Raw genomic sequence first — 24,545 nt, forward strand, 5'->3', positions numbered from 1 at the left:
GCATTCTATACAATAAGATTAGGACAATTAAGAAATTTATATTGTAAGGGATTTTTTAATTGGCAATGGGAAAAGACAAAACTACTATGAGGTGATTGTTTATGAGTAAAGATTTAAGTCAATTCATCAGAAACGAAGCATTTTTAGACAAAGTTGTTTCTGCGGAGGAAGCTGCTTCTTGGATTGAAGATGGTATGAACCTTGGTATGAGCGGATTTACATTATTTGGTGAACCAAAGGAATTTCCACTTGCACTTTCTAAACGTGGTGAGAAAGAAAATTTCAAAGTAAATCTTTATACAGGTGCTTCGTTAGGGCCAACTGCGGACCAATCAATGGCTGAAGCTGGAATTATTAACTTACGTGTTCCATACCAAGGTAACGCTGTAATGCGTGGGAAAATCAATGCTGGTGAGATTTACTACATTGACCAACACGTATCACACACAGCAGAAGAAGTACGTAAAGGGACATTAGGAAAAATTGATTACGCAATTATTGAAGCCGCTGCTATTACAGAAGATGGATTAATAATTCCAACTGGGTCTGTTGGGAACTCACCTATTTTTGTAGAAAAAGCTGAAAACGTTATTATTGAATTAAATTTAACTGCACCTAAAGCGTATGAAGGTCTTCATGATATTTATGTACCAGATGTGCAAGGTGAACGTCGTGAAATTCCTGTTTACAAAGTGTCTGACCGAATTGGCGAAATCGGCATTAAAGTAGATTCAGCTAAAGTAAAAGGGATTGTTTTATCCGAACAGCCGGATATTCCTTCACCATTATTTGAGCCAAATGAAGAAACACAGCAAATTGCCAATCACTTATTAGACTTCTTAGCGAGTGAAGTAGAAGCAGGCAATTTAACGAATTCTTTAGCACCGCTACAATCGGGCGTAGGGTCAGTCGCAAATGCCGTATTAAACGGGATGAAAAATTCGCAGTTTAAAGATATTGAAGTGTTCTCAGAAGTATTACAAGACGGGATTTTCGACTTAATCGATGCAGGTGTTGTTAAATTCGCAGCGGGTACTTCGTTCTCACTTTCAAAGAAGCGTGTTGATTCTTTAGCTGAAGATCTAGAGAGATACAAAGATAAAGTGATGTTCCGACCACAAGAAATTTCGAACCATCCAGAAATTATTCGTCGATTAGGTGTAATTTCATTTAACACTGCTATCGAAGTGGATATTTATGGGAACGTTAATTCGACACACATCAACGGTACGAAAGTAATGAATGGTATTGGTGGATCTGGTGACTTTGCGCGTAACGCACGCATTACAATCTTTGTAACATCTTCTTTAGCAAAAGATGGCGCAATCTCAACAATCGTTCCATTCGTATCGCATATCGACCATACGGAACACGATGTAGATGTAATCGTAACTGAGCAAGGCTATGCTGATTTACGCGGACTTCCACCAGTGAAGCGTGCAGAAAAGCTGATTGAAATCGCGCATCCGAATTACCGACCACAATTACGTGCGTACTTTGAAGAAGCGAAAGAAAAAGTCGGCGGTCAAACACCACACATTCTAAATAAAGCTTTCTCATTCCATACAAACCTAATTGAAAAAGGAACAATGTTATTCGAGGAAGAAAAAGTAAACAGTTAATTTCTCTAACTAAAAAGGGTTACAATATGTAACCTTTTTTTATAATTTTCTTTATAATTCAAAATTAAGTTCTAATCAAACCCATCAAATTGCAAAGGAGTTTTTATTATGTGTCAAGAAATCGCAGGTATTAAAATCCCAGATTCAAAATTAGCAAAAGACGCGGTTGATATTTTACGCGAATATGGAAACGATTTATTATGGAATCACTCTAACCGTGTATTTTTATTTGGTGCTGTTAATGGTCAAATTGCAAAACAAGATTATGATTTAGAACTACTTTACGTAAGTGCATTATTCCATGATCTAGGACTAACTAAAAAGTACAGTAGCCCAGATTTACGTTTTGAAGTGGACGGTGCCAATGCAGCAAGAAGTTTCTTACAACAATATCAAATTCCTGATGAATCAATCCGCCTTGTATGGGATGCAATCGCATTACATACAACACCTGGCATTGCAGAGCATAAAGAATCAGAAGTAGCATTATTGTTCTCAGGTGTGGGTATGGATGTAATGGGAGACGGATTTGAACAATTCCCCCCACACTTACGTGAAGAAATTATTAAAGCATTCCCTCGTAACAATTTTAAACAAGAAATTATTCCTGCTTTTTATGAAGGCTTCAAACATAAGCCCGAAACTACTTTTGGTAATATGAAACAAGATATTGTGCAACATTTTGTACCAGAATATAAAAACAAGAACTTCTGTAGCTGTATTTTACATTCACCGTGGTCAGAATAAATAATCCCCTCTTTTAACAAATTTAAAATTTATATACGAAGATGCTTTCTGATTATGAAAGCATTTTTCTTGTTTTATAGACTATAATTGAGGGGGCAGATTCCGCCACGCTGCTATTCTTTTACAATTATTAGATGTAGAATTTTATATTAAATGAGTACTGCGGAGCGTTTGAGCCAGCAGTGCGGAACTTTAAGCCAGTGAATGCGGAGTTTTGAGCCACCGATTGCGGACAATTGAGCCACTATTAAGAAAAGGAAAACAACTACTGAAATTGCAGCTAGTTGTTTTCCTTTTTAATTTGAAAATAATCTATCGCTTAAGTGGTTTTAGACCATGGCGCTCGCGCATCGAGACTTCGCCATCAATTAAAATGTGGTAAGAATCATGTACAATACGGTCTAAGATAGCGTCTGCGATTTGGGCATGGCCAAGTTTCGCGTACCAGCCTTCCGGCGCAAATTGAGAACAGAAGATAGTTGAAGCCTTTTTTAAACGAGCCTCCACAATTTCGAAAACGTTTAAAACTTGTTCCTCTGATAGGTCTGTTAAAAGCCATTCGTCTATAATGAGTAAATCGATTTTTTTGTAATGCTGAATAAGTTTTCGGTAGCTGCCATCTGCTTCATATTTCGCTACAGCTAGTTCATCTAGTAGTTCCGGGAGGCGTATATATTTAACTTTGTGAAATTGACGGCAGGCATGAACACCGAATGCATTGGCTATATAGCTTTTTCCGTTGCCTGAAGCGCCCATTAAAATGATGTTGTGGTGATTTTGAATGTAGTTTCCTGTAGCTAATTCTAAGATGAGGTTTTTATCTAAACGGCGATCTGGATGGTATTCAATATCTTCAATGGCAGCCGACGGCTCATTGAACGTCGCTTGTTTGATTAAACGAGCGAGTTTATTCGATTTGCGGCGATCATATTCTGTATCTGTTAAGAGACTAAAAAGATCATTAAAATCCATATCACGATAGGCTGGATTTTGGTTGATTTCCTGATAGAGTTCCGCCATTGCGCTTAAACCCATTTCTGAAAGCTTACGTAGTGTTTCTTGTTTACTCATTTTTTCTCCCTCCCGAAATAAGCAGCACCACGTGTAAATCCGTGATTTTCATTCGAAGTTTTTATGGATGGTACGCTCTTTGTTTTTGAAGCCTGTTTTGTTCTTTCTAATAGGCCTTTTAAAACTGTATTAGAGGGGCTTGATGAGATTTCAAGTAACGTCTTAATGGCTTGCTCAAGTTCTTCTGCCGTATATTTCTTCACCATGTTTTGTAATGTACTTAAAATTTGGAGTGCTTTTTTCTCTACATGATTTTCTAAAATATACGCGACATATTTTTCCGTAAATGAACCGATGGTTGTTGCCCATTTAGTTACGTTTTCAGGATTATGTTCTACGTAAGAACGATGGTGATCTGGCATATGATCAATGTTTGTAGAATATTGTCCTATCTCACCTTTTAATCGTTTATGGGATGCAATTCGTGCTTCTTTAAAGTACACTTCAATTAGATCTGTTGTTAAACGAATATCGACCGATTCACGGGCGTATTCGTAAGGGACGGAATAATACATGCGTTCAACTTGGATGTGGTAGTTCAGTTGAACCTTGGCGGTTTTCCATTCCGTCATTTTGAAGCGTGTTTGAGGCAGTTGCTGGAGAGTGCTTTTCTCTTCTTCCTCAAATACGCTTTTTCGTGTTCCTGGACGTTTTTGAAAATCGGTTGTGTTGATTTCTTCTAATTTTTCAGCGATATACTGATTCAGCTCGTTAATGTGAAAACACTGTGCGTTGCGTAATGCAGCGATGATTTGTCTTGAGGCATGTCCTACGCTACCTTCGGCACTTGGCTTATCTTTTGGCTTTTGCACACGACTTGGCACGATAACTGTACGATAGTGATCAGCCAGTTCACGGTATGCCTCATTTAAAACAGATTCTTCGCGTTTCGCTTTAATGACACCGGTTTTTAAATTATCAGGTACAAGGGTTTCCGTAACACCACCAAAATAATCGAAGGCATGGATGTGTGCTGTTAACCAACTCGTCGATTTCATGTCTAAAAAAGCTTCTACATACATCATTTGGCTGTACGGCAAAGCAGCGACGAATACATACGCAGGCATTTCTTCACCTGTTGCACGGTCTCGAATAGAGAGTGTTGCACCAGCCCAATCGACTTCCATAATTTCACCTGGCTTGCGTCTTAGCGGCATCGTTAGTTTAAATTTTCGCGCATAATGACCATATTTTTCAGCGAATGTCCGATAGGCATAGGGGATTTTCTCTGCTTCCTTTGCAGCTAGCGCGTACTCGTGATGTAAAAGTTTGAGCGTCACATGCTTTTTCTGTAATTCTTTATGCACCTTCTCCCAATCCACAGGATAATAGCCTTTTTCAATTGGCTGTTTCTCGGGGTAAAGATATTCCTCTAGCCAAGCGTTTGTCATCGTGTCGTTTAACAAAGTAATCCTGAGATTTCTCGCACGTTGGATTACGTCAGATATGGTATTGCGAGAGTGTCCGGTGCTAGCGCTAATCGTTCTTTGGCTAATGCCATCAAAGGAAAGAGCTAGTATTTTACGGTAATCAATCATAAAAAATCCTCCTGTTCTGAAGTGTCATGCTGGGTGGCATGCTCCTTCATTATACAGGAGGTTTAAGGGAATATATGTAAGTGGCTCAAAGTTTCCGCACTCGGTGGCTCAATTGTCCGCATTGAGTGGCTTAATGTTCCGCACTAGTGGTCTTTTTTGATCGCAATATTCATTAAAACCTAAATGCCTGACAATTTCTGTTTGAGCTTCATTAAATACTTTAATCTCTATATAAAGAGAACGCTCAAGATCTCCTAGTTGGTTATAACCTAAAACATTTTTTTAAAATTCATTTTTTGGGATAAGGATAGATGGAATTTTTAAAGACTCAAGTGTTTCATCATCATCTTCGTTTTCTTCTCTTCCAAATTTTATTAGAATATTGTGATCAAATTTATTTTTTATATCAAATAAAACAAATAATTTCCCCTCAACTTCTTCAAAGTATATTCTTACAAATTGAATAAACAAGGCATCGTCATTAAATAAATTGAAATAAAAATGCATATCATCTTCACTAACTGTAGTACCGTTTGTCAAATCAATATTAATTATTTCTTTTTCCTTTATTTTCCTCATAATTGGCTCCCAAGGTGATTTCCCTGAATAATATTCTATTATTAACGCATAAAACTATAATACTATAATACTAATTACATTTGTTATTCCACAATCGGGTGCTTTCCTTGAAGAAGGAAAGCCCTTTTTGCGTAAAAGGGCCATGCGTCTTTAAATATACGTTTAAATCCCGTAATGAATCATATATTTATTTTCCTTTTTTGCTTGAATTATTTTTTTGCCCAATTCATTTAAATCATCAAATTGTTTCAAATCATCAGCAGATAAAACAATATCTAAAAACGTGGGTAATGATTCTGGAGGAATAATAGTGATACCGTGATATGCCAATCCGAATTCAGGACGATTTAAAGAATGGAAATAAGTTTTTATTAACGATAAGGGCTTCATTAAATTTGCAATTATCTCATCGTCTACTGAAATACATTGAGATTTCTCAGGTGCATAGTTGTTGTAAGATTTTTCGGTAATATCTTTTATGATTCCAAATTCGTGTGTTAATGGCATCAGCAACCACCTCTTTTCTTCTTCAATGATACCAAATTTACAATATATCCCCAAATCATCGTTTGTGAATATTGTCGTTCATTACCTAGAAGCCCTAAATCATTCAAAAGTCCTTTTTGTAACCTTTGGAATATACCTATAAAAATACTTTTATATAGAAAAGAGGTTGGAGTTGCAGGGGAAGATCAGTTTAATTGTTGGTTGGATTACTTTATTTCTAATGGGTACAGACTTATTTGTAGTGTCTCCGTTATTACCGTCGATTTCCGAAGCATATTACATCAGTCCCGAGACTACTGGATGGATGGTAACTGTGTTTGCAGTTACATATGCATTTTCTGCTCCTTTATTTGGGTGGCTTTCGGATAAAAAGGGACGAAGAACATTTATTCTATTTGGTTTACTTCTGTTTGCCATTTCTAATACACTAACTGCTTTTGCTCCTTCCTTTTTATGGCTTATTGTCAGTCGTATTTTAGCTGGTTTTTCTGTTGCTGCAATTACACCTTTGATCTATGCAATTATTGGAGAGATTGCGCCGTCAAATAAAAGAGGAACATGGCTTTCAATCGTAGTCTCTGGACACTTAACCGCACTTTGGGCAGGTGCACCATTAGGTACGTTATTAGAACATTTTCTTGGTTGGCGTTCAGTATTTATTGTTATAGCAATTATAGGAGTTATATTGGCAGTAGTGAATTTTAAAACATGGGCCTCTATCCCGAAAAGTGATGAAACCAAGGATAGAGTAGAAAGCAATTTGTTAAGAATACTCGGTTCAGTTAGTGTTACGACCATTTGGGCCATTTCGATGTATGCCCTTTATGTTTATTTAGGTGCAGCTCTATACGCGGAAAATAAATTCTCATCAACAGAAATTGCATTAGCTGTTACTTTTTATGGTATTGGAGCCGTTTTAGGAAGCCTTGCAAGTGGACAATTAACAGATAAATTCGGAGCAAACAACATTTCAAAGTCCACATTAATTTTCTTGCCTGTAATACTTATTGGTTTAGGGATATTTTTCTCAGCTGGTGATTGGGTTTATTTCTTTCTTTCTCTCTGGGCTTTAGTCGGTTATGCTGGATTCACATCCTATCAAGCACGATTAGCGGTGGAATATCCAAAAGAGCGAGGCATTGTTATGGCATGGAATAATACAGCTCTGTATATCGGTATCACCATTGGTTCAATGATTGGAGGTTTTGTCATATCGAATTGGGGTTATGCTCTACTCCCTTATGTTTGCAGTGTTGCCGCAATCATAAGTTTTGCGCTGAGTACCCAAAAAGTACAACAAGCAAATACCTAATCCTTTTTAGTTGATTGTTATTCAAAACAACCAGCTAATAAGAGTGTTAGAAAAGATACGGATTTATAACGATAACAAAATGGCTATACAAGTTTTTATGCAATTAAAGATCTTGTCCAGCAAAATTAGTAACGTTTCATTGATTTGCATAAAATCTCGTATAAACAATGTTTCAAAAGAAAAATCGGTAAACGCTGCAATAACGTTTACCGATTTTTCTTATAACCCCAAGCTTTTTGGGAACGTTTTATTGATTTCATTTTGTATAATGTATAAGTCTTTTTTGCATTAAAGCCTCATTTACTAATAAAATCATTGTTTCATTTTATTCTTTAATGAATGTTGCTATATCATTTTCTACTACGAAAACCAGAAACTCGTCATCTTCCTCTACCACTTCTTTTTCATACCTGAATTCTTTATCTATTAGCATCTCAAAATAGTTTGTCTTGGTATTTAATTCAAAGACTGGACATTGGTCAAATCTAACATCGCCAATATAGATTGCTCTAATTTTTTTCATGTAATGTTGTCCTCGCAATTTCTTTGAAGTGATTCTTAAAAGCATTACTGTATCAAATTATATTGTACAGTAAATACATATTGCTATGCACACGATTGCTTCTCCTCTTAGCTTTTAACTACTAAAAAAGATGACTCCAGAACTTACCCGAGTCATCTCATACATCCCTTTTTGTTTGGACACATTTTTAGATTTACTTATGTATAGCCTATAACCCCTTCGATAGTCGAATAAGAATGATTAATTTTCAACTACTTCAATCAAGTCTGTATAGATAGTAACAAAATATGCTTCTAATAAATCTCTCAACTCACCATTAAGCTTGTAATACGCATCTGTTGCATTTTCAACGATAGTATAAAATTCTTCTTCATCAATTTCATTGTTTTCTAAGGCAACGTACAAGCTCCACATTTCTTTACAATACTTTTTCTCAATCACCACATAATTGTGTGCACCAATTTCCTCAAGGACTCCAATTAGTTGATTCATGTAGTTATCTATACCCATTTCTTTAATTTCATGTCCAAACCACCTAAATAAACCTTCGTGCCCTCCACTTTCAAGTTCAGAATAATAATGATAGACAATCAATGCTTTATTTAAAGTGTTATCTTCAGATGATAGATTAGATTTACTTAAAACATCCATTACAGCATTTGAGATATCTGACTTGCTCATTAAATCTTTTCTTTTCATTTTAGGTTTCACAGTATTCCCTCCAATTCACCTTTCCTCTATATTACTAAAACGAAAAACGTAAAACCATATATTGACAATGTAAATATAACTTTGTTAATGTATGACTAACGATATATCGATACTCAATATATGGAGGAGCTTATGTTGCCATTATCAGAACCAACATTTCTTATTTTACTAGCGTTATGGAACAAGCCAATGCACGGATATGGCATCATTAAGACGATTTTTGACTTTACAGAGGAGCAATACGAGCTCGCCCCCGGCACACTTTACGGAGTGCTAAAAAATTTAGAAAAGCAAAAGCTCATCGAAGTTGTCGGTACTGATTTAGACAACCGCAAAAAGAAGATGTATGCCATTACACAAAGTGGCAAAGACGCCCTTATTGAAGAGCAACGCCGTTATGAAAAATTGCTCGGCTATACGCACAATGTGAAAAAGCAAAACGACTAAATGGAGGATTAACGGATGGGACTGCAAAAGGTATTACAAAAAAAGTTTACCTCATTCGAGGCAGAGGAGCAGTGGCTCAATAAACTCGCCTCTTTTGGCTGGCTGCTTGTTGATTACAGCAAGGACGATTTTAGCGAAACAACTTACACATTCGAGCAGCAGGAGCGTGCGAAAAGCGGCCACTATAAAATCGATTTCGTGACATTTCGGAATCGCGCAGACTTTGAAGATTATAAGGCCTTGCTTGAAGAAAGTGGTTGGGATTTCCTCGCTAAAAATGAGTACTACACGAAGCTCATTTTATTTTCAACAACAAACAAAGCACTCTTTTCTGATCAAGCATCTCAAAATATGCGTGATGTACGCAAACGCCATGCTGCGCTTCGGTTCGCCGTTATGTTCTTTGTACTAGATGTACTTTCGCTACTTGCCTATTTAAAGTTCGACTACGGTATGCTCATGGCGCTGTTATTTGGTTTTCTCGCATTTGGCTTATATTACACGTTTGTCGCTTGTAGGTTAACAGTCCGTATTCGAAAGGGGCAATTAGCATGAAGTATGTGAAGCTAACGCTATTCATATTTGGTTTAATCGGGAGTGTCGCGGTATTGCTATCGACGTTTAATATTCAGCGTGACTTTATTTCAGAACATAATTTCTACTTCATGGTTCCGCTTTGGGTTTCGATTATTGGCCTTTTTATCATAAAAAAATATGAGACGCGTAAAACAGAGAAGGAAATGATGAGTAAGTAGTTTTAACTCGGAAATCTCTTGCCACCCTTATGCAAAATTCGGGCGCGAATCTTCAATAAGAAGATCGCGTTTTTCCGTTATAAATAATGACTCATAAAAAAATCGGCAAACGCTGCTGCAACAACGTTTACCGATTTTTCTTATCCCCTTTAGGAATGTTTTTATTTTTCTACTACTATACAATATTGTTCTTGATAGTTTTCATCGTTCCAATCGTACATTTGTAACAGATGATTGAGAGACAATTCATTCTCATTTAATCTGCTATACGGAATGTTTAGTTTATCGTCCTCATCACCAATCCATACCCGCCATAGTTCGATTATCTGGCCTTCCCTCATATTATCTTTTAAGTAATCCAATAATTGCTTTACTCTTGATTCTGAGTAAACAAAATTCACTTCATATATGAATGGATAGCCTGTATATTCACTTATGTCATAGTAACTTCCTTCGTTAATGACTAACTCATTTAAATCCTCTCCATTTTCTACAACTAATACTTGGGCACTCGGGTCCATCTCCTCCCAAGGCACCAGTTCATGCGGTTTTATTTCTAATGCAATCGCTTCTTTGACCGTAATGTATTTTGCTTTGGATTCGATTTCAGGCATTTCAAAGTTTGTTGCGATAAATGAACAAGAGCTCATCTAAGTACCTCCATATTTCGCTTCTTTTGTTTATAATTTTAACATCCTTAAAACTTCATTTGATCACTTAAAATTTTGTCTAATAAAATGTGAAGTATTCTCATATGTTGCTATTTCTTTATCCAAAAATCTTATCGAGTCATCCGAACCTTTTTCGATAAAACTATATTCGATAGCTACTCTCGGTGTTATCGTTTTTTCAAATAGCGTGAAAATGGCATTTAAGTCCTGTTCAAGATGGACATTGGCTTTCGTGAGGCTATTTTCATCAAAATAGACCGTGACGAAAATATTCGTACATTCCCCTTTTTCATTTGTTTCACGACAGTTGAACCAATAGTTGTCATATTCAGATTGAAACGTAAAACGATCATTTTCAACTTTTGCTCTCTCTGCTTCCCATTTCTTATTCTCGTGGAAACTGCTTAATTCCCAGGAACCTCTTTTTATTTGGACGAATAAATCTTCCTTCGTTTTTACATTTTGTAGATGCTCCATATTGAAAGCAAAAGAATTACTATCAGCTGGTTCGCGCAAGTCTGTGACAACCACATTGGTAATGTCAGCTCCGCTTTGTTTTAGTAATCTTTGTAATTCAAAGAAACGATCTAATTCTTTCTCTCCAAAGGACGCTATTTCAATGGGTGTGGACGAATATAAATTTAGGTCATGCAGTTTTTTTTCACTTGAATAGCCTACTCGGACTTCACCATCAAAATAATCCGGACCTTGGAATCCGAGCCTTTCAATAGCTGGAATCACCTTTTCTAATTTATGAAATGCTTTATCCGCTTCGATTGCATGTGCATGATCATCCGTTAACGTATCTGAATCATAATATTGTGTAACTTTGAATTCCATATCTTGATGGTCTTTCGGAAAAACAACAAACACTGAGTCAGAAAAAAGACCTGTTGTCGATACACTTTTAATTTCAGCATCATATCCATATGTCTCTTTTACATAATCTTTAATTTTCTGTTCTTCCATATAGTTAGTAAAGCGCGGAAAATACATCAGGATACCCGCTATCAAGAGGATAAGAATAGGCACTATAATTAATACTATTTTTTTCATTTAAATTACTCCATACGTGTAGTTTAGTTGTGATGCAAAATAACATAGACCGATTATAACAAATTACTATATCTTTAGTGTTGAGAGGTTTTAGCAAACGCGTCTTCTTAGGTGTTCAAACGAAAAGGCACGAAACACTACTGGTGCCGAAGATTCAATTATATAGTTCATATTAAAAGCCTCAAATGTTGTTATATCAGCATTTGGGGCTTTTAGGCACATTATTGGTTATTAGGTTGGAAACGCGCATCTATACGAGCAATAGCCCAAAACTGTGATGTTGTTAATATAACTATAGTATTAAAAAATAGTTCAAATCAATATGTTAGATGAATTAATTGAATTTCTTCGCTTGTGGTATCAAACTACCGAAATTACCTTTTTTTACTTTTTTATAAAAAATAAGGATTTTATATGCTATTATTACAGATGTTGAAAGAAAAATATCAAAATTCTTTCTCGAAGAAGTAAAATTAGGAGGTTGTATTATGAAAAAAAATAAGTTTTTAGTAGTGATGTTCAGTTTTATATTATTATTTTCAACAGTGTCTGTGACAGGGGTCCAAGCTAATTCTTTAAGTGATGGAAAAGGCAATAATAATTTTTATAAAATTGCTGAAATAGATGAAAAAACGTTCAATAAAGAGTTAGAACAACTTATTATCTTGTTAGAGGAAATGGACTCTAAAGGAATTGACATCGTTAATTTGGAAAACAATGAATCTGAAGAAATTAATTTGTTAAGTCCAGAAGCGAAAAAGCTTTACGTTGATTATGAAAAATTTGGAGTCAATCTGGAATTAGATAAGCATGTATCTGTAGAGATGGAAGATAAAAATGCAATTTCTACTATGAGTTCAAAGGTTAATGGTATTTTCATTTCTAATGATACTATTAACAAATTGAATAAAGTTACAGGTGTAAGTGGAGGAATATTTGGTGTTGCAGCAGCGCTTATTAAAGCTAAATTGGGCTTATCTCCAACGGCATTAACAGCATTAATCGTAGCGGTTGGTGCATTAGGTGTAGCAGGAATCAATGCGTGTAATTGGAATAATAAAGGGATTTATCTAACGGCGGAGTTTATTGGACCGATTACAATGCCTTTAGGAGTTGCTACTTGTAAAGCAGCTAAATAAATAGATTATAAAACTGTAAAGTAGCTAATGGTACTTTACAGTTTTTTTATTATATACATATCCGAGAATATTTAATATTTTACATTTTTCTTAGATTTTAAATTTAGTATGAACTCGTATCCAAAGGCTATCAAAATTCCAGTCCAAAAAATCACACCTGAAGTTAAAGGCTCACTTCCAGATATTAAATAGGCAATATAATTTATGAATAATAGCAACATATAAGTGTAGAACCCGAGGATTGCTCCAGTTCTCCAATTATTTTGCTCAGGTTTAGACATCTTTTTAAAGAATTTCATTTTTCCCCTCCACATTTAACGAGTATTCTTCCAGCTATATTCATGCACTTTAGCCGCCGTACTATCATTTAATTTCACACAATTATCTTATCACAAATAACTAGGATACCTTTTCCCAATATGAAAGTAATGGAAAAATTGCGTCAAAAGCTGTATTTAGAAAGCTTTATAATTGTTACTTAGGATAGGTTTTTATAAATTTTACGCATACAATTTGCATGTTTGTCGAGAATTATTTATCGTACGCTTATTAGCAATAGCGTGGAAACGACACCGCCCATTCAATTGTCCAAGGAATGTTGGTTGCTTTTATAATAAGCTCCTAAACGGCATAGCTTTTGAAACTTTCCATGTTGTTTTTCGTATATATTGTTACGATTACATTTATTAGGAGGTCTAAAATGGTCAATGTACGCACGATGAAAAAAGTTTTTATTCCATTTATCTATATAGCAGAATGGGGATTTTTTTTATTTGTTGCTCTTTGTATTCTTGCTTTAAATTCGATTACTTTAATGAATATTATTACTGTAGATATGCCGTGGGAAGAACCTATTGCCCTGACAACATCATTTATTGCTTCTTTGTCTTTTGTCGTAGGACTGGCACTCGTTTGTTTTCTTTACAGTAAGTATTTAATAGGAAGTAAAACATACCAACAAGTAAAAAAAACGATTTGGGGGATTCTTTTTGGGTTGAATACAATTTTTTGCATACTTTTCGGCACCCTTTTTTATCGTTCCAACCTGTTTCAAGATGATAGCATATTATTGTTTATCATCACTTTATTAAGCGCTTTATTAACAATTACATTTATGTCTAAAAAATGAGCGTCAATACCGCTTGCACATAAAAAAGCCTGGCGATACCATGGCACGTCAGTTGTGCCATGTTCCCATGCTTTGCATTTCGTATTTTATAGTGATGTTCCTATGAAGAAGCGAATATCTTTTAAATAAGTTCAATTTTTCAGGTTAGTTTTTAGTCAGAGCACGCTTTTTCTGAACGTACATATTTTTTAACTTAGCATAATAGGCTGCTGCATGTACTGCACCTGCATCCGTTTTACGTAAAGCAAACTCGAACGCCTCCACTAAATGCTCTGTTGTGACCAATTCACTTCTTATTTTAATTAAATCGAAATGCTTATAGTTGTCAGGTACTTTCGATAAAATATCCTGATCCCCCGTAATTGAAATTAAATGATCGTCGTTAAAAAATAGTTGTAGCATCGTTCATGTCCCCTTTTCTGTTTAGTATCGTGATGTTACCTTTTGATGAGCTTGTTTCAGCCCGTTTTTAATACACTTTATTGATACGGCTTCTATCCATTACCCCATTTTCTGCAAAATGAATCACTAATCAGTCAAAAAAATCCCTATTAATAAAATTATTCAGAAAAGTGAAACTCGAATCCTATAAATCCGGTATAATATATCTATAAAAACTGTTTTACGTTTATGACGAAGTACTTGGAGAGGAAAGACATCTATGAAAATAACACGCGTCATTAAATATAATTTAATCCGGTTATTTCGGCTTAAATCTGGACCGCATCATGTGGCTTCAGGTATAACGATCGGTTTTATCCCTAGCTGGCTCCCTACTTTTGGACTCGGCCCTGTTCTTTCGGTCGGTTTGGCAAGACTCGTAAAGGCGAATACTGTTTCCGCACTTGTCGGCGGTGTCCTGGGCACTTTTATTTGGCCCCTGCTATTTTTCTTGAATTATAAGGTCGGGAGCTTACTACTCGATCGAAATATTAGAGTCGAAGAGGTCGAAGAAGTCGAATATATAGATGCGGTCGAACATACGTATACCGGCATTGTAAATTCCCATTCAAGCGGATTCACTTTTCTAGCAGGGGCCATGTGCAATATAGTGATCTCCTCGTTTCTTATTTATTTCATGGTGTATTTCATGTTTAAGACGCACCGCGTAAGGATATTAAATAAAATTCGCTAATTTGGAAATTATCCCCTACCCTTGGCAGAAATGCGACAATACTATAGAATACTTTTTAGAATAATGAGATAAGCAAGGTGATAACATGCCCTACAGAGGAAGAATATTGGCAACAGGAATCGTTCTCTTTTTTAATATAATCCGCTATTTCTACTATCATGAGTATTTAGATTTGCCCTTTTATTGGTCATTTTTTGTTTTAACAGCCATTTTTCTCGGTATCGCCTGGTGGGCCGGTAAACAATTCGATAAAGTAAAATACTTGTCAGAAAGAGATCCGTTAACCGGTACATTTAACCGTCGTACAATAGAAGAATTCTTTCACAAAACTGCAATGATAAGTGATATAAAGAAACAATCATTAGGGATTATCATGCTTGATTTGAATAATTTTAAAGAAGTAAACGATGAATACGGTCACAATAAAGGCGACGAACTGCTCATACAAGTTGCCGCAGCATTAAATACATTTGTCGGGAAACACGATTTAGTGGCAAGATGGGGCGGCGATGAGTTCGTCGTTATCGTAGACAATATGAAGGTAAATACAGCCGACGACTACGTAAAAGAACTCCAGCAAGCGATCACGCTGAAAAATGCCGAGAACTTTCCGGATGTGGAGGCTTCTGTCGGATATGCGATCTACCCACAGCACGGAAAAAGTTTTCAGAAGCTTGTGCAAGAAGCGGATGCGTATATGTATAAACACAAAAAGGAAAAGTGACGTAACTTAGTTGAACTTGCGTCATAAAAAACGCCCACCTGGATTTTTCAGCGGGCGTTTTTATATTGTACAAACGGGATGCATGCATTGTTATGTTAAATCACCGGAGCCGTCCCAAAATAAAAACTTCCTATATAATATGCTAAAATAAAAGGAATAACCATTTAGGATGATGAGGGATTTTATGTATAAAATAATGATTGTCGAGGACGATGGAAAAATTAGAGGGATTGTCGCGGAGACTCTGAAAAAGTGGCAGTATGACGTCGTGGAAGTGACCCAGTTTGATAACGTGCTTACAGAATTCGAGAACCACAGTCCGCACCTTGTTTTACTAGATATTAATCTTCCGGTTTTTGATGGTTACTACTGGTGCCAGCAAATCCGTGCCTGTTCCAAAGTGCCGATTATATTTCTGTCATCCAGAAATCAAAATATGGATATCATTATGGCGATTAATATGGGTGGCGATGATTTTATTCAAAAGCCGTTTGACCTGGATATCCTTCTTGCGAAAATCAATGCACTCATCCGCAGGAAATATACGTATGAAGAAGATAAGAATAGCCAACTGCTCCACCGGGGGTTGAAATTACATGTCACAAATTCAACGATTGAATTTAACGGAACAAGGACCGAAATCAGCCGCAATGAATTTATCCTTTTACAATTACTGATGCGCAATATCGGAAAAATCATTTCGCGTGAGGACCTGATGCAGGCACTATGGAATGATGAACAATTTGTCGATGATAACACCCTCACCGTGAATGTCAATCGGTTGCGCCGTAAAATTGCCGCGCTCGGAGTGGAAGATTTCATCGTTACCCGAAAAGGAATGGGGTATTTAATCGAATGAACTTTCTTCGCTACCTTAACTATGAAAAGCCTTATATTTATTTGTATCTCGTCAGTTTTCTAGTCGTGGCTGCCATATTTTTTACCGATAGCCATGACGGATTGGACTGGGGGACATTTTTCTATGCGTTTGCCCTATCCGTAATTGTTTTGATCGGCTTTTTAGTATTCCGCTACCAGCAAAATGTAAGGGTAATCCAACAAATGAAAAGTGAACAGTATGAGAGTTTGTCGCTGGAAGGAGAAGTTGCTAAAGGATATATCGATGAGCTGAAACGTGAGCATATCCGTGAGATGAACCGGATTCAAGATAAGCAGAAGGAACATTACAATTTCATCGTCTCCTGGTTCCATGAGATCAAAACACCGATAGCCGTCCTCCGTCTACTCCAGCAAACCGATATGGACAAGGATAGTTTAAGGGAAGAAATCACAAAAATTGAAAACTTTGTGGATCAGGCGCTCTATTACGCCAAACTAGATAGCTTTAACCAGGATTACGATATTCAGAACTGTAACGGAATCCGGATTGTGAAAGAGACCATTAAAGCGCATGCGAAAACGTTTATCTCCAAAAAAATCCGCATCGAAATCAATGCAGCATCTCTTGACGTGCAAAGTGACCCGAAATGGCTTCAGTTTATCATCAATCAGCTCATAACAAACTGTTTAAAATATACAGAACCTGGCGGAGAAATCACCATTTCCGTATCAGAAACACCAAAGGAAAAAAGACTGGTCATTCAAGACAGCGGAATCGGCATCAGTCAAAAAGACCTTCCGCGAATTTTCAATCATGGCTTTACCGGAGAAACCGGACGAACACATACAAATTCTACCGGAATGGGATTATATTTGGCTCAAAATTTATCAACAAAGCTCGGCCATTATATAAGCTGCACATCGGAAGTCGGCGTGTATACCCAATTTATCATTCATTTTCCAAAAGACGATGATTTATATTTACAGCTGAAGAAAACACACGATGATTAAGCTCACCGTGTGTTTTTTTCACTAATAATTTTGTAGTAGATCGTTGTGGAGGATACGTAAAAGATTAAATACGTTAACACATAAAGCCCCATGACCGAAAAGATGATCGTTGTTAAGGAAGGCAGATCCTTTATGACAAGGATGACCGAATAGTATAGAAGGAACCAGCTGTGTACCATCCCAAGGATAAGTGGCGGCAGAAATACGAACAGCAATTGTTTTCGGATAATCGATTTGATTTCCTTCTCCTCAACACCCATTTTTCTTAAAATGCTGTACTGTTCCCGCTCTTCTGTCGCTTCCCTTAATTGTTTAAAGTAAATGACGCTTCCTAGAGCAAACAAAGCGATGACCGCAAAGAACGCAACAGAGAACAATACTAAAGAGGATGACTCCGTATCGATACTATACATATCGACAAATGCCGAATAATAGGCCCCTTCTGTCTGCATGACAATATCGCGGATTTCCCTCGATACATCATTGGAAGTTTTGGCATCTTCAATTTGGTATATTTCAAAGGAAGACAGAAGATGGTTTTCTTTTACACGCTCAAATGACTCGTCTGAAATTACGAGTACAGATGGTTGAAGGTTCGAACCTTGCCCTGAATTCGTTGGGATAGTTAGCAACGGGTAACGTATTTTTTCAATAATACGAAATGTTTCATTATCAAACGCGGCCAATTCAGGCTGAGGACTTTTATATTTAGTCGGTTCGTCGATGCCCCTAGTTAAAACAATGGCCTCTTCCCCTTCCAACTCTACTTTCTCACCCACTCCCCGTAAGTCAACAATCGCATTTAACTGGGACTCAGGGAAAAGGTAAAACTCCTCTGTGTAATATTCAGGATACGTTAAGAATGCATTTCGATTTTGGATTTTCCCTGTTTGAATACCCGTAATCGTTTCATGAGCAATAATCGCATGTGAATTTTTGATGAGTTGTTCAATTTCGTTTTGTGTTTCTTCATCTTGTGTTGAAAAGGCAAGATGGTTCGGATACTCTTTTTTTACAACCTCTTCTTTAATGGCGTAGTCTACCGCTATAAATCCAACCGTAAAGATGATCACCGCACTAATCAAAGAATTAAAGGTAAAGTTTAATGTATTTCCGCGAATGGAAAAGCGGAGTGAAGAAATCCACAGCATTTTATTCCCGGAAAAGTATCGATTACTTTGACTCATTTTTTGTAAAATCCAACCGGAAAACTGGCGGAAAAATAAATACGTCCCGACAATCAATGCGGCGGTAGTAGCAATAAATGTTCCCGTAAATTGATTTTTCCAGATGTCCGTTTCGCTCGCCATCATGATCGTGTAGTAAGACGCGGCGATTAAAATAACGGATAGGAGCGCTAACGAAAAAGAAAACTTAATCGGTTTTTCCATTTTTTCTTTTGCATGAAATAACTCCACTAACTGTACCCGACGAACACTGAAATAACTTTGAATTGTAATAATGACGATGAGTAAAGCGAATAACAGAATCGTTAACGCGATGGCTTCAAGCGGGAAAGAAAATGAAATGTCCTCATTGTAGCGCATGAGATTCATTAGTACGGCACCGAAAAACTTCGATAGTAATCCACCAATTAAAATTCCGCTGGATACGGCAATGGCACTGAGGAATAATGTTTCAAAAAAGATCATTGCGGCAATTTGTCTTTCTTTCATCCCGTAAAGCAAATACATCCCAAATTCCTTTTTCCGCTGTTTCATAAAGAACGAGTTCGCATATAAAATAAAAAATACAACAAATAAAAAGACGATAATTGAAGCAATCAAAATAACGGTTTGATAGTTTTCTTTATTTTGGATGGCTGCAACGACGTCCTCATTAAACATGAGACCGGAAAACGTAAAGTATATGACAACCCCGACAAGCATCGAAATGAAATAGATTGTGTACAAACGGAAATTCCGCTTCATATTCCGCCACGATAAATCAATCAAGTTCATCGTTTGTCACTCCCTATCGCACTCTGGATCGTGAGAATTCTATCAAAAAACTCTTTTTCCGATTGTTCTCCTTTAAACATTTCGTTCACGAATTTTCCATCCCGCAGAAAAATAACACGCTGGCAGTAGCTCGCTGCATAGGGATCATGAGTAATCATCAAAACCGTTGTCTGGAAGGTTTGATTGAGCAATTGAATTTGTTCAAGGAGCTGTGTGGCAGACCTTGAATCGAGCGCACCCGTCGGCTCATCGGCAAACACGATGGCAGGATTTGTAATGATCGCCCGCGCAGCTGCCGTCCGCTGCTTTTGCCCTCCGGAAATTTCAGAAGGATATTGGGTTAAGATCGCTTCGATATTCAATGCTTCCACGATTTTCTCCAATCGTTTCTCCATTTCAGCAACAGGTGTTTTTTGTAACGAAAGAGGCAATAGAATATTTTCTTTCACCGTTAACGTATCCAGCAAGTTATAATCCTGAAATATAAATCCCATTCGCTTTTGGCGAAAATCCCGTAAAGCTTTCTTTTTCATATCCAACAGGGATTTCCCCTCGATCCAAATGTCACCGCCGTCGAAGGAATCAATCGTCGACAAAGTATTCATCAATGTCGTTTTCCCCGAGCCGGATGGTCCCATAATCGCAGTGAACTCTCCTTGCTTAATCGTCAAATCTAAGTTTTTTAAGACTTGTGTTCTTCCGTAAGATTTCGATAAGTTCGTTGTTTGTATAATTGTAGTCACGGTTAACACTCCCTTCACAACCATACTATACGAATTCATTTCCCCCTAACATCGATGCACCAAAATCGAAAGTGACATTTCTGTCATGTTGCGAGTCAGAACTAATTTTTATTCACTTTTACTGTACAAATCCAATTGTTGCGGATGGAATAGTAAGCACCGTTCACTTAAGTTGTTCCTGAAATTTTTTATTGCAACCATGCATATTGTTGAGTTGCACTCTTCACAACGAGAAGTCTTACTTTCCCTTTCTTTGAATTGTCTATATCTCAATGTACCTTCATATAATTTGAATGTTTGTCTACAACTACTACACTCGATTTCGTAGTAAAGCATAGTTTCCCGCCTACAGTCTTGGCCCATTACTTTTTCGTTGATTGCTTGAAAATAGTAACCAGTTCGTTATCTTAAATGTACCTTTTAGTAATAAGTGATAGAAAGAAAAGAAAAGAAAAGAAACAATCCATTTTCACGAATGTAGAGGCTTGTGTTAAACATGCCAATCCCTCTCAGTAAGGAAAGAGTATCCTAAAACTTATGCAAGAGTATTTGCGTGCAGCTATTGAAGGGCTCAAGGCAGAGCATTGCAAAAAGGAGATGTACTGGACAACGGAGAGTCCAATCCAATCAGTCGGGTATTTGTTCGTCAGCTCGCAATTAGGACGACTCACTTTAATTGGTCTGTCGATTATACAAAGTTTCTATTATTTGATAAAAACAAACGATGAGGGTATTACATGGAGCTGAGTTTGAGCGTTTCGATACCGGAAGCCAACAAGCATTCTTCTCGAACCCCCATCAAATAACGACACAAGCGGATCGTATGGGCTACCGGTTGGATGGCGAACCACTCAGCCTATCCGAGAAATCTATTATTTGCGATAGTCTATTTGCATTGAGATTTCTTCAGCAACCCACAAAAATTAAAGTGAGTTCAAAAATTATAGTTAGTATATTCCTCTACCAAATGCTGGCTGCCAAATTCCTTGATCATTCTTCTCCATTTTTAATTCTGTTGGGCCTTCATAAGAAATATATTTAATAACCCCTTGTGTATCTGTTAACTGCTCAAATTCTGCGTTTTCTAAACCATCAAACAATCTTGCAATTATAAGTCTGTTTACTTCCTCTGTTAACAACTTCTGACGTACTATTTTTGTTTTCTCATAATATCTTCGGACACTATTTGTTTCGGTATTAACATTTGTTGTGAACAATGCTTCATATGTTTGATAATCTTTTTCAATATCACTTAATAAAAACATTTTAGTAATCGCTTGTGGTGTCACATCTTTTAACCGGTTCACATCGTAATCTGTTTTAAAGCCATCAAAAACTCGTTGCTCTTGTTCAGTTAGTTCAAAAGATAACTCAAAGTTTTGGAAGCCAATAATCTTTCCTACTAAATCTTCTTTATTAATTTTTAAAATGGAGTGCCCATCATTATGTTGATAAACAACAACTTCATCTTCTTTCGTAGAAATTGATTTTTTGATAAATGGTTCTTGTTTTGTTCCTCTATTATGGAAAAAATATGGATTGTTAAACGGATCTTCCTCATTAGTTACTTCTTTATTTAAACCATGTATTTTTAATGCCTGATTATCCACTAGAATCTGACCGTGATTCATTGTTACGGTATCATTTTCTAAACCTAAAACAGTTGAAACTAATAGCCCTTCAGATCCATAATAGGCAACATAATCTCCATAAGTAACTGATGCTTTCTTATCGATAATCATCGGCAAAAAGTGCAACATCCATTGTTCCCCTAGTAAATTGGCGTATTGTGGGTCAATTACCTCCAAAGTTGTGACATCATCGATAATGGGAAGCAATTCATTATTTTCACTAGCTGTTTGTAAATTATTTTCTTGAAAAAGCTCCATAGAAAATAGCAAAGCAATCATAATACAAGCTACAATTGATACTGTGAGGACTTGCCAGTTACTCTTTTTTCTTGTTTTAGGTTGCGTGATTCTCCGTTGTATCTCTTTAGTAAAGGGTGCATCTTTTCGTAATTCATCCTGTAACCTGTCTTTAAACCCTTTCATAAAATATCTCCCCCAAATCCTGATTGGTTCTTAATAACTCCCTTGCTCGACGAATCCTAGTACGAACGGTATTTTGTGATATTTTTAAGAAACTTGAAATTTCAGGTACACTAAATTCCTCATAATAAAACAGGATAATCACCTCTCTATAATGGAGTGGTAAGGAAAAAACAATTTGTTTTAATGTTGAATGTTCTTCAGTAGAAATATACCTTTGCTCCACGGAAGGCTCATCTTTACGGATAGGCCAAAACTTTGAAATAATGGCGTTTCTCTTTTTTCTCCTAAGCTCATCATGGCAACAATTAATAGCAATTCGAGTTAGATATGTTTTCAAGGAAGCATCCTTCCGATATTTGTCTTTATGTAATAAAAACTTCATTATTACGTCCTGCGTAACTTCTTCTGCAAGCTGATAGTCTTTCATATATAAATAATTAAGATGATATAAATATTCACCATATAGTTCTATGATTTGTTCAGCATTCAGATCCAACGAACATGCACCTCCTTTATCTTTTACTACTTAGACGTTTATTTTATATAAAATTGTTCAACTTATTGAAAATAGTTAAACCTATTCATCAAAAAAGCACGTTTTGAAGAAAATTTTCAAAACATGCCTTATATATTATGTAGGATAATTAAATCAATAATGTAACCCAGGTGCATAAATGATTTATTAAAATTGTTCGTGCACCCGGTTCGTTATTATCTATTATATTGTCTATGTTTATGGAGCTTGTCAGATTAAACTCAATTGCCAATAGATTCATTCCAGTCGCTGTACCTGTACCTATTCCCTAAAAGTTTCAATTTCTACGTAAATACATTATCTTCTTCATATTCCCCTATATTTCGTTAAAATCATTTATTACTCTATGTGAGTTTTTTTAAAATTAATTATATAATGAGTTAAGAAAATATTGCAAAATGCAAAGATTGATTTTATTGAAATACGTACGTATAATCATGCATTAACTGATAGATTAGTAACATGGTAACAAAAGAAATATTTAAAATATTGGAGTGAATTAAATGGTTCGTGGAAAAACAGTAAATGGGCTAATGAGACATTTGAGAGATACTCATGGCATTGAAATAAATGGTAGCAAGAATAAAAAAGACTTACTAAATATGGGCTATTATCATGGTTTTAAAGGTTACCGCTTTATCGGTCAATCAGAAAATAAAATTCCTTATACTAAATTTGATGAAGTTGTAGCGGTCTATCAATTTGACTCTAATTTAAAAACAATTTTTTACCCAAATATTATGTTTATAGAAACTGCCATTAAAAACTATACTTTAAATACATTGATTAATTTAGGTCCTGTTGACTTTGAACATGTTTTCACTATTCTCTTAAATGATTATAAAAGTGAAAATACAGGCAATAGCAAATATCGTGATAAAATGAAGAAGCGCTTAGAACTTAGAAATAAAATTAATGAAGCCATCAGCTATAATTATTCCGATAAAGTCCCGGTTATTCAACATTTCTTTCACACGAATCAACAAATGCCTCTGTGGGCTATATTTGAAGTAATTAACTTAGGTGTATTCGGATTCTTCTTACAATGCTTAAATAAAGATACTCGAATTAAAATTACTGAAGACTTAAATCTTCATACTACCTCACATAATCAAAACGGCAGAATTGTTGAAGATATTATTTTCTTAATTAAAGAATTGCGCAATGCCGTAGCGCATAATTCGGTTGTATTTGATTGTAGATTTAAGAAAACTAACCCTCCCTCAAGACTAAAGGAATATTTACAGAGTGAAACCAATATTGATAATATTAATTTTGATAATATTATAGATTACTTCATCTTGGTTATTTTCTTGTTAAAAAAATTAGGTGTTACTAAAACAGAACTCAAGAAAATCATTAAAAATTTCCATAATGAATCTGAACAATTACGTGATGGGATCCCTGTCCCTATACACACCTCTATTATGGGGTCAGACTTCAAGAAAAAAATCAATAAATTATCTAATTATATCTGAGTAAAAACTTTACGTATAATATTACTTGTAGTATCATAAAATACAACTAATTGCGGTGTATAGCTTCGGCTTGCACTTAAGGGAGCTGGATGCGTCTGGCTCTCTTTTAATTATGATTTTATATTTCAACTATTTACATATTTTTATTTAGAATGCTATTAGCATGTTTCAGAAGTATTATTCAATTTCCCCAGGATACCTGTGCCTTCTATATACGTATTGATACACCTTTAAATAAGCTTTTTTATTATCTTCTC

At 36.0% G+C, this 24,545-nt stretch carries 29 protein-coding genes; 15 read left to right on the forward strand and 14 right to left on the reverse strand.

The genetic code is table 11. The features are described 5' to 3' along the window. The first annotated feature begins 101 nt into the window (after positions 1–101). Together MKZ25_RS15460 and MKZ25_RS15465 are read left to right on the forward strand one after the other, a co-directional pair. The gene (locus MKZ25_RS15460) at positions 102–1,622 is read left to right on the forward strand and encodes a succinate CoA transferase (protein ID WP_340802285.1); all 1,521 of its coding nucleotides are present in this window, start codon (positions 102–104) and stop codon (positions 1,620–1,622) included. Between the two features lie 108 nt (positions 1,623–1,730). Continuing rightward, on the forward strand, positions 1,731–2,369 hold the full coding sequence (locus tag MKZ25_RS15465) for an HD domain-containing protein (RefSeq protein WP_340802286.1): 639 nt from the start codon (positions 1,731–1,733) through the stop codon (positions 2,367–2,369). Positions 2,370–2,681: 312 nt separating this feature from the next. Here the strand turns inward: MKZ25_RS15465 and istB are convergent, their stop codons facing one another. From istB to MKZ25_RS15485, 4 genes are all read right to left on the reverse strand, one after another. Continuing rightward, positions 2,682–3,440, reverse strand: coding sequence for an IS21-like element helper ATPase IstB (gene istB / locus MKZ25_RS15470; RefSeq protein WP_293927736.1), 759 nt, complete (start codon positions 3,438–3,440; stop codon positions 2,682–2,684). Continuing rightward, positions 3,437–4,978 carry an IS21 family transposase gene (gene istA, locus MKZ25_RS15475; protein WP_340800721.1) on the reverse strand — a complete coding sequence of 514 codons (1,542 nt, stop codon included), beginning with the start codon at positions 4,976–4,978 and terminating at the stop codon, positions 3,437–3,439. Before istA ends, istB begins: the two co-directional genes overlap by 4 nt. Positions 4,979–5,260: 282 nt before the next feature. After that, positions 5,261–5,557, reverse strand: coding sequence for a hypothetical protein (locus tag MKZ25_RS15480; RefSeq protein ID WP_340802287.1), 297 nt, complete (start codon positions 5,555–5,557; stop codon positions 5,261–5,263). Between the two features lie 162 nt (positions 5,558–5,719). After that, positions 5,720–6,064, reverse strand: a complete 345-nt coding sequence (locus MKZ25_RS15485) for a short-chain dehydrogenase (RefSeq protein ID WP_340802288.1) — start codon at positions 6,062–6,064, stop codon at positions 5,720–5,722. Positions 6,065–6,236: 172 nt separating this feature from the next. Between MKZ25_RS15485 and MKZ25_RS15490 the strand changes: the two genes are divergently transcribed. Beyond that, complete coding sequence (locus MKZ25_RS15490; protein ID WP_340802290.1) at positions 6,237–7,376, forward strand: MFS transporter; 1,140 nt, start codon at positions 6,237–6,239, stop codon at positions 7,374–7,376. Between the two features lie 325 nt (positions 7,377–7,701). On the opposite strand, the gene MKZ25_RS15495 is transcribed toward MKZ25_RS15490, so the two are convergent. After that, complete coding sequence (locus MKZ25_RS15495) at positions 7,702–7,899, reverse strand: hypothetical protein (RefSeq protein WP_340802291.1); 198 nt, start codon at positions 7,897–7,899, stop codon at positions 7,702–7,704. A gap of 240 nt (positions 7,900–8,139) precedes the next feature. Next, on the reverse strand, positions 8,140–8,610 hold the full coding sequence (locus MKZ25_RS15500; RefSeq protein WP_340802292.1) for a DMP19 family protein: 471 nt from the start codon (positions 8,608–8,610) through the stop codon (positions 8,140–8,142). Between the two features lie 135 nt (positions 8,611–8,745). Here MKZ25_RS15500 and MKZ25_RS15505 point away from each other — a divergent pair, with 135 nt between their 5' ends. The 3 genes from MKZ25_RS15505 to MKZ25_RS15515 are packed head-to-tail and all read left to right on the forward strand — an operon-like array spanning position 8,746 to position 9,812. Further along, positions 8,746–9,057, forward strand: coding sequence for a PadR family transcriptional regulator (locus MKZ25_RS15505; protein ID WP_340802293.1), 312 nt, complete (start codon positions 8,746–8,748; stop codon positions 9,055–9,057). Between the two features lie 15 nt (positions 9,058–9,072). Beyond that, positions 9,073–9,612: a DUF2812 domain-containing protein gene (locus tag MKZ25_RS15510; RefSeq protein WP_340802294.1), complete on the forward strand. Its 540-nt coding sequence runs from the start codon at positions 9,073–9,075 to the stop codon at positions 9,610–9,612. Further along, on the forward strand, positions 9,609–9,812 hold the full coding sequence (locus tag MKZ25_RS15515) for a hypothetical protein (RefSeq protein WP_340802295.1): 204 nt from the start codon (positions 9,609–9,611) through the stop codon (positions 9,810–9,812). The genes MKZ25_RS15510 and MKZ25_RS15515 overlap by 4 nt, the downstream gene beginning before the upstream one ends. A gap of 161 nt (positions 9,813–9,973) precedes the next feature. Here MKZ25_RS15515 and MKZ25_RS15520 read toward each other — a convergent pair whose 3' ends face one another. Further along, positions 9,974–10,462, reverse strand: coding sequence for a magnesium transporter (locus MKZ25_RS15520; protein ID WP_340802296.1), 489 nt, complete (start codon positions 10,460–10,462; stop codon positions 9,974–9,976). A gap of 63 nt (positions 10,463–10,525) precedes the next feature. After that, the gene (locus MKZ25_RS15525) at positions 10,526–11,539 is read right to left on the reverse strand and encodes a hypothetical protein (RefSeq protein ID WP_340802298.1); all 1,014 of its coding nucleotides are present in this window, start codon (positions 11,537–11,539) and stop codon (positions 10,526–10,528) included. Positions 11,540–12,027: 488 nt separating this feature from the next. Between MKZ25_RS15525 and MKZ25_RS15530 the strand changes: the two genes are divergently transcribed. Next, positions 12,028–12,678, forward strand: coding sequence for a hypothetical protein (locus MKZ25_RS15530; RefSeq protein WP_340802299.1), 651 nt, complete (start codon positions 12,028–12,030; stop codon positions 12,676–12,678). A gap of 71 nt (positions 12,679–12,749) precedes the next feature. On the opposite strand, the gene MKZ25_RS15535 is transcribed toward MKZ25_RS15530, so the two are convergent. Continuing rightward, a complete protein-coding gene (locus MKZ25_RS15535; protein WP_340802300.1) occupies positions 12,750–12,977 on the reverse strand; it encodes a hypothetical protein in 228 nt (75 codons plus the stop codon). Positions 12,978–13,378: 401 nt separating this feature from the next. On the opposite strand from MKZ25_RS15535, the gene MKZ25_RS15540 reads away from it, so the two are divergent. Continuing rightward, the gene (locus MKZ25_RS15540; protein WP_340802302.1) at positions 13,379–13,807 is read left to right on the forward strand and encodes a hypothetical protein; all 429 of its coding nucleotides are present in this window, start codon (positions 13,379–13,381) and stop codon (positions 13,805–13,807) included. 144 nt (positions 13,808–13,951) lie between these two features. On the opposite strand, the gene MKZ25_RS15545 is transcribed toward MKZ25_RS15540, so the two are convergent. After that, positions 13,952–14,209, reverse strand: a complete 258-nt coding sequence (locus MKZ25_RS15545) for a UDP-glucose 6-dehydrogenase (RefSeq protein ID WP_340802303.1) — start codon at positions 14,207–14,209, stop codon at positions 13,952–13,954. Positions 14,210–14,468: 259 nt separating this feature from the next. On the opposite strand from MKZ25_RS15545, the gene MKZ25_RS15550 reads away from it, so the two are divergent. The 4 genes from MKZ25_RS15550 (at position 14,469) to MKZ25_RS15565 (ending at position 17,517) form a co-directional block, all read left to right on the forward strand. Further along, positions 14,469–14,942 carry a DUF2062 domain-containing protein gene (locus tag MKZ25_RS15550; protein WP_340802305.1) on the forward strand — a complete coding sequence of 158 codons (474 nt, stop codon included), beginning with the start codon at positions 14,469–14,471 and terminating at the stop codon, positions 14,940–14,942. Between the two features lie 106 nt (positions 14,943–15,048). Beyond that, complete coding sequence (locus tag MKZ25_RS15555; RefSeq protein ID WP_340733105.1) at positions 15,049–15,666, forward strand: GGDEF domain-containing protein; 618 nt, start codon at positions 15,049–15,051, stop codon at positions 15,664–15,666. Between the two features lie 184 nt (positions 15,667–15,850). Further along, complete coding sequence (locus tag MKZ25_RS15560) at positions 15,851–16,525, forward strand: response regulator transcription factor (RefSeq protein ID WP_340802307.1); 675 nt, start codon at positions 15,851–15,853, stop codon at positions 16,523–16,525. After that, positions 16,522–17,517, forward strand: a complete 996-nt coding sequence (locus MKZ25_RS15565; protein WP_340733107.1) for a sensor histidine kinase — start codon at positions 16,522–16,524, stop codon at positions 17,515–17,517. The genes MKZ25_RS15560 and MKZ25_RS15565 overlap by 4 nt, the downstream gene beginning before the upstream one ends. Positions 17,518–17,519: 2 nt before the next feature. Here MKZ25_RS15565 and MKZ25_RS15570 read toward each other — a convergent pair whose 3' ends face one another. Together MKZ25_RS15570 and MKZ25_RS15575 are read right to left on the reverse strand one after the other, a co-directional pair. Then, on the reverse strand, positions 17,520–19,478 hold the full coding sequence (locus tag MKZ25_RS15570) for an ABC transporter permease (RefSeq protein WP_340733108.1): 1,959 nt from the start codon (positions 19,476–19,478) through the stop codon (positions 17,520–17,522). After that, the gene (locus MKZ25_RS15575) at positions 19,475–20,221 is read right to left on the reverse strand and encodes an ABC transporter ATP-binding protein (RefSeq protein ID WP_340802308.1); all 747 of its coding nucleotides are present in this window, start codon (positions 20,219–20,221) and stop codon (positions 19,475–19,477) included. Before MKZ25_RS15575 ends, MKZ25_RS15570 begins: the two co-directional genes overlap by 4 nt. Before the next feature lie 537 nt (positions 20,222–20,758). Between MKZ25_RS15575 and MKZ25_RS15580 the strand changes: the two genes are divergently transcribed. Next, on the forward strand, positions 20,759–20,968 hold the full coding sequence (locus MKZ25_RS15580) for a hypothetical protein (RefSeq protein WP_340733657.1): 210 nt from the start codon (positions 20,759–20,761) through the stop codon (positions 20,966–20,968). Next, positions 20,946–21,263 carry a hypothetical protein gene (locus MKZ25_RS15585; RefSeq protein WP_340733110.1) on the forward strand — a complete coding sequence of 106 codons (318 nt, stop codon included), beginning with the start codon at positions 20,946–20,948 and terminating at the stop codon, positions 21,261–21,263. Before MKZ25_RS15580 ends, MKZ25_RS15585 begins: the two co-directional genes overlap by 23 nt. Here MKZ25_RS15585 and MKZ25_RS15590 read toward each other — a convergent pair. Further along, positions 21,169–22,275: a hypothetical protein gene (locus MKZ25_RS15590; RefSeq protein WP_340733111.1), complete on the reverse strand. Its 1,107-nt coding sequence runs from the start codon at positions 22,273–22,275 to the stop codon at positions 21,169–21,171. The two genes, MKZ25_RS15585 and MKZ25_RS15590, sit on opposite strands and share 95 nt — an antisense overlap. Further along, entirely contained in the window at positions 22,262–22,771 is a 510-nt protein-coding gene (locus MKZ25_RS15595; RefSeq protein ID WP_340733112.1) for a sigma-70 family RNA polymerase sigma factor, read from the reverse strand. The genes MKZ25_RS15590 and MKZ25_RS15595 overlap by 14 nt, the downstream gene beginning before the upstream one ends. Positions 22,772–23,313: 542 nt before the next feature. Here MKZ25_RS15595 and MKZ25_RS15600 point away from each other — a divergent pair. Continuing rightward, positions 23,314–24,288 carry an Abi family protein gene (locus tag MKZ25_RS15600; protein WP_340733113.1) on the forward strand — a complete coding sequence of 325 codons (975 nt, stop codon included), beginning with the start codon at positions 23,314–23,316 and terminating at the stop codon, positions 24,286–24,288. Positions 24,289–24,545: the final 257 nt, after the last annotated feature.

It is taken from the genome of Solibacillus sp. FSL W7-1464, from assembly GCF_038004425.1.
GTDB lineage: Bacteria > Bacillota > Bacilli > Bacillales_A > Planococcaceae > Solibacillus.

What these genes read in the sequence shown, in the direction of transcription:
- MKZ25_RS15600 (WP_340733113.1), top strand. Translation starts at nt 23,314, where the DNA reads ATGGTTCGTGGAAAAACAGTAAATGGGCTAATGAGACATTTGAGAGAT.
- istB (WP_293927736.1), bottom strand. Translation starts at nt 3,440, where the DNA reads ATGAGTAAACAAGAAACACTACGTAAGCTTTCAGAAATGGGTTTAAGC.
- MKZ25_RS15590 (WP_340733111.1), bottom strand. Translation starts at nt 22,275, where the DNA reads ATGAAAGGGTTTAAAGACAGGTTACAGGATGAATTACGAAAAGATGCA.
- MKZ25_RS15570 (WP_340733108.1), bottom strand. Translation starts at nt 19,478, where the DNA reads ATGAACTTGATTGATTTATCGTGGCGGAATATGAAGCGGAATTTCCGT.
- MKZ25_RS15495 (WP_340802291.1), bottom strand. Translation starts at nt 7,899, where the DNA reads ATGAAAAAAATTAGAGCAATCTATATTGGCGATGTTAGATTTGACCAA.
- MKZ25_RS15485 (WP_340802288.1), bottom strand. Translation starts at nt 6,064, where the DNA reads ATGCCATTAACACACGAATTTGGAATCATAAAAGATATTACCGAAAAA.
- MKZ25_RS15480 (WP_340802287.1), bottom strand. Translation starts at nt 5,557, where the DNA reads ATGAGGAAAATAAAGGAAAAAGAAATAATTAATATTGATTTGACAAAC.
- MKZ25_RS15545 (WP_340802303.1), bottom strand. Translation starts at nt 14,209, where the DNA reads ATGCTACAACTATTTTTTAACGACGATCATTTAATTTCAATTACGGGG.
- MKZ25_RS15550 (WP_340802305.1), top strand. Translation starts at nt 14,469, where the DNA reads ATGAAAATAACACGCGTCATTAAATATAATTTAATCCGGTTATTTCGG.
- MKZ25_RS15520 (WP_340802296.1), bottom strand. Translation starts at nt 10,462, where the DNA reads ATGAGCTCTTGTTCATTTATCGCAACAAACTTTGAAATGCCTGAAATC.
- istA (WP_340800721.1), bottom strand. Translation starts at nt 4,978, where the DNA reads ATGATTGATTACCGTAAAATACTAGCTCTTTCCTTTGATGGCATTAGC.
- MKZ25_RS15525 (WP_340802298.1), bottom strand. Translation starts at nt 11,539, where the DNA reads ATGAAAAAAATAGTATTAATTATAGTGCCTATTCTTATCCTCTTGATA.
- MKZ25_RS15585 (WP_340733110.1), top strand. Translation starts at nt 20,946, where the DNA reads ATGAGGGTATTACATGGAGCTGAGTTTGAGCGTTTCGATACCGGAAGC.
- MKZ25_RS15565 (WP_340733107.1), top strand. Translation starts at nt 16,522, where the DNA reads ATGAACTTTCTTCGCTACCTTAACTATGAAAAGCCTTATATTTATTTG.
- MKZ25_RS15515 (WP_340802295.1), top strand. Translation starts at nt 9,609, where the DNA reads ATGAAGTATGTGAAGCTAACGCTATTCATATTTGGTTTAATCGGGAGT.
- MKZ25_RS15460 (WP_340802285.1), top strand. Translation starts at nt 102, where the DNA reads ATGAGTAAAGATTTAAGTCAATTCATCAGAAACGAAGCATTTTTAGAC.
- MKZ25_RS15560 (WP_340802307.1), top strand. Translation starts at nt 15,851, where the DNA reads ATGTATAAAATAATGATTGTCGAGGACGATGGAAAAATTAGAGGGATT.
- MKZ25_RS15580 (WP_340733657.1), top strand. Translation starts at nt 20,759, where the DNA reads ATGCAAGAGTATTTGCGTGCAGCTATTGAAGGGCTCAAGGCAGAGCAT.
- MKZ25_RS15465 (WP_340802286.1), top strand. Translation starts at nt 1,731, where the DNA reads ATGTGTCAAGAAATCGCAGGTATTAAAATCCCAGATTCAAAATTAGCA.
- MKZ25_RS15530 (WP_340802299.1), top strand. Translation starts at nt 12,028, where the DNA reads ATGAAAAAAAATAAGTTTTTAGTAGTGATGTTCAGTTTTATATTATTA.
- MKZ25_RS15535 (WP_340802300.1), bottom strand. Translation starts at nt 12,977, where the DNA reads ATGAAATTCTTTAAAAAGATGTCTAAACCTGAGCAAAATAATTGGAGA.
- MKZ25_RS15510 (WP_340802294.1), top strand. Translation starts at nt 9,073, where the DNA reads ATGGGACTGCAAAAGGTATTACAAAAAAAGTTTACCTCATTCGAGGCA.
- MKZ25_RS15540 (WP_340802302.1), top strand. Translation starts at nt 13,379, where the DNA reads ATGGTCAATGTACGCACGATGAAAAAAGTTTTTATTCCATTTATCTAT.